We start from the raw sequence: 3,423 nt of genomic DNA, 5'->3' as shown, positions 1-3,423 counted from the left end.
CGCCGCGCGTGCGCCGCACCGCGCCGAAGCCGAGGAAGGATTCCACCGCCGCCGGGTCGCGCAGCGCCGCACCGTCGAGCTCGGCGGTGATGCGGCCGCGCTCGAGGATCAGCACCCGGTCCGACAGCGCCGTGATGAAGTCGAAGTTCTGCTCGACCAGCAGGATGGTGAGCCCGCGCTCGGCACGCAGCCCGGCCAGCGTCTCCTCCATCTCCTCGATGATGCTCGGCTGAATGCCCTCGGTCGGCTCGTCGAGCAGCAGGAACCAGGGATCGGCCATCAGGCCGCGCGCCAGGGCCAGAAGCTGCTGCTCGCCGCCCGACAGCGCCCCGCCCGGCCGCTCGAGCAGCCGCTCGATGCGCGGGAAGTGGCCGAGCACCTCCTCGAGCGCGTCCTCCTCGCCGCGCTCGCCGTCGCCGTGGAAGGCGAGCCGCAAATTGTCGCGCACCGAGAGCTGCGGAAAGATGCCGCGCCCCTGCGGGATGTAGCCGAGCCCGCGCAGCGCGCGGTCGTGCGGCCGCAGCCGCGTGATCGCCTCGCCGTCGAGCACGACCGAGCCGCCGCGCGCCGGCAGGAAGCCCATGATCGTCTTGAGCAGCGTCGACTTGCCCATGCCGTTGTGGCCGAGGATGCCGACGGTCTCGCCGTGGCCGACGCGCATGTCGATGCCGTGCAGCACCGGAATGCGGCCGTAGCCGGCGGCCAGCGAGGAGATGGTCAGGGCGTCGCCTTCGCTCATGGGATCAGGTCTTCTTGCCGAGATAGACGTCGCGCACGCGCCGGTCCTGCATCACCGCCTCGACCGGCCCCTCCATGAGGATGCGGCCCTGCGCGAAGACGGTGACCAGGCTGGCGATCGAGCGGATGAACTGCATGTCGTGCTCGACGATGATGATGGCGGCGTCGCGGTTGAGCTCGCCGATGATCGCGGCCATGCGCTCCACCTCCTCCGCCGTCATGCCGGCGGCCGGCTCGTCGAGCAGGATCAGCCACGGCTCGGCCGCGATCACGATGCCGAGCTCGACGCGCTGGCGCTCGCCGTGCGAGAGCTGGCCGACCAGGGCGCGCGCGATGTCGGTGAGCGCAAGGCGCTCGAGCGCGCCGTCGACCGCCGCGCGCGCCCCCTGGCGGCCATGCGTGCGGTAGGCGGCGAGCCATATGTTCTCGCGCACCGACAGCCCGTCCATGACGCTCGGCACCTGCGTCTTGACGCCGACGCCGAGGCGGGCGATGGCCTGCGGATCGCAGCCGGTCGTCTCCTCGTCCTGGATCAGCACCTCGCCGGCGGTCGGCTTGAGCTGGCCGGTCAGGCACTTGAAGAAGGTGCTCTTGCCGGCGCCGTTCGGGCCGATCAGGCAGCGCAGCTCGCGCCGCGCCAGCTTGAAGTCGACATTGTCGACCGCGGTGACGCCGCCGAAGCTCATCGTCAGGCCGCGCGTCTCCAGCACGCTAGACATGGCGCAGGCCCCGCGCCCGCTGCCGGGCGCGCGCGCCGCGCCGGGCGCGCCGCGGCCGGCGCCGCCCCGCCCGCTCCCAGCCCGACAGGAAGAGGCCGGCGATGCCGCGCGGCAGCACGAGCACCGACAGGACCAGGATCAGCCCGAGCACCAGCGTGTTGTCGATCAACGACTGCTGGCCGAGCAGGAACTTGGCGTAGCCGAGCACCATGGCGCCGATCACCGGGCCGACCAGCGTGCCGAGCCCGCCGACGATGCACCAGATGATGATCTCGGCCGACTGGGCGAGCGAGAACAGCCCCGGCGTGACGATCTCCGCCCAGCAGGCGAACAGCGTGCCGGCGAGCCCGGCGATGCCGCCGCCGATGGCGAACAGCACCGTCTTGCGCAGCCGCGCGTCGTAGCCCATCAGCTCGGCGCGCTGCTCGTTCTCGCGGATCGCCACGGCGATGCGGCCGAACGGGCTGGCGAGCAGCCAGCGCACCAGCGCGTAGACGACGAGCAGCGCCGCCGCGCAGACGTAGTAGAAGGCGCGGTCGTAGATGACCCAGCCCGGATCGCCCGGCACGTTGAGGATGGGATAGCCGGGAATCCCGTTGAAGCCGCCGAGGCGCGCCTGGCCGATCGCGTATTCCGGCCCGGCGGTCGAGTTCATGAACTTGAAGAAGATCAGCGTGACGACCAGCGTGATGACGCCGAGATAGACGTCGGAGAGCCGGCCGTAGAACATCATCGCGCCGAGCAGGAAGGCGAAGGCGAACGGCACCGCGATGCCGAGCAGGAAGGGCAGCGTGCTCTCGCCGATGTTGATGGCGGCGATCGCGTAGGTGTAGGCGCCGAGCCCGTAGAAGGCGGCCTGGCCGAAGCACAGGATGCCGCCGAAGCCCCAGATCAGCCCGAGGCTGAGCGCCAGGATGGCGTAGATGACGAGCACCGACAGCGTATAGCTCTCGATGGCGAGCGGCGCGGCGAGCAGCACCAGCGCGCCGATGGCGAGCGCGGCAAGCGTGCCGCGGAGCTGGCGGCGCGCCGTCACATCGACCCCCGGAAGAAGCGCCCGGTGATGCCCTGCGGCAGAAGCCGCAGGAGGATCACCGCGGCGATCAGCAGCGCCACCTCGCCGACCACCGCGGTCGTGGCGAGCGTGAAGACCTGCGAGACCAGGCCGAGCACGGTGGCGCTCGACACCATGCCGGCGATCACCGAGGCGCCGCCGGTGATCACGGTGATGAAGGCCTTGGCGATGTAGGTGGCGCCCGTCGACGGCACCAGGCCGACGAGCGGCGCCAGGATGCCGCCGGCCAGCCCGGTCAGCGCCGAGCCGGCGAAGAAGGTCGCCATGTAGACGCGGTCGGGATTGTAGCCGAGCGCCGAGGCCATGTCGGCGCGCTGCATGGTGCCGCGCGCGACGAGCCCGATGCGGGTCAGCCGCAGCACCAGATACATGCCGACCAGCAGCGCCACGACGACGAGGATGATGAACAGGTTGTAGCCGTTGACCTGGTAGGCGCCGAGCGCGAAGCCGGAGATCGGCGGCGAGATGCCGGTCGTCGTGTTGCCGAAGATCATCGTGGCCAGCCCGATGAAGAACAGGCTCAGGCCCCAGGTGGCGAGCATGGTGTCGATCAGCCGGCCGTACAGGAAGCGGATCACCAGCCGCTCCACGACAAGCCCGATCAGCCCGACGACCAGCGGCGCCACCACCAGCATGGCGATGTAGACGTTGATGCCGGCATGCACCGCCACGATGGTGGCGTAGCCGCCCATCATCATGAACTCGCCATGCGCCAGGTTGATGACCCGCATCATGCCGAAGATGACGGCGAGCCCGGCGCTGATCAGCACCAGCGAAGCCACCGAATAGACGATCTCGATCGCGAGGACGCCCGCCAGATCCACCGTTTGCCCCTGTGCTTCGTGCCGGCCCGCGGGCCGCACCGGTCCCGTCCGGCCGCCGCGCACGCGG

The 3,423-nt window shown here is 70.6% G+C and carries 4 protein-coding genes; all 4 read right to left on the bottom strand.

Annotation, left to right across the window (positions count from 1 at the left end):
* Nucleotides 1-739: ABC transporter ATP-binding protein (locus N1F89_RS20420; RefSeq protein WP_290086327.1), on the bottom strand; the 739-nt coding region annotated here is incomplete at its 3' end.
* A gap of 4 nt (nt 740-743) precedes the next feature.
* Nucleotides 744-1,457: an ABC transporter ATP-binding protein gene (locus N1F89_RS20415; RefSeq protein WP_290086326.1), complete on the bottom strand. Its 714-nt coding sequence runs from the start codon at nt 1,455-1,457 to the stop codon at nt 744-746.
* Nucleotides 1,450-2,493 (bottom strand): branched-chain amino acid ABC transporter permease, encoded by a 1,044-nt coding sequence (locus N1F89_RS20410; protein ID WP_290086325.1) that lies wholly within the window; start codon nt 2,491-2,493, stop codon nt 1,450-1,452. The genes N1F89_RS20415 and N1F89_RS20410 overlap by 8 nt, the downstream gene beginning before the upstream one ends.
* The gene (locus tag N1F89_RS20405) at nt 2,490-3,356 is read right to left on the bottom strand and encodes a branched-chain amino acid ABC transporter permease (RefSeq protein ID WP_290086324.1); all 867 of its coding nucleotides are present in this window, start codon (nt 3,354-3,356) and stop codon (nt 2,490-2,492) included. Before N1F89_RS20405 ends, N1F89_RS20410 begins: the two co-directional genes overlap by 4 nt.
* Nucleotides 3,357-3,423: the final 67 nt, after the last annotated feature.

The sequence above is a fragment of the Aquibium sp. A9E412 genome, from assembly GCF_030398335.1.
Lineage (GTDB): Bacteria > Pseudomonadota > Alphaproteobacteria > Rhizobiales > Rhizobiaceae > A9E412.
This window is presented reverse-complemented; position numbering and strand designations above follow the sequence as displayed.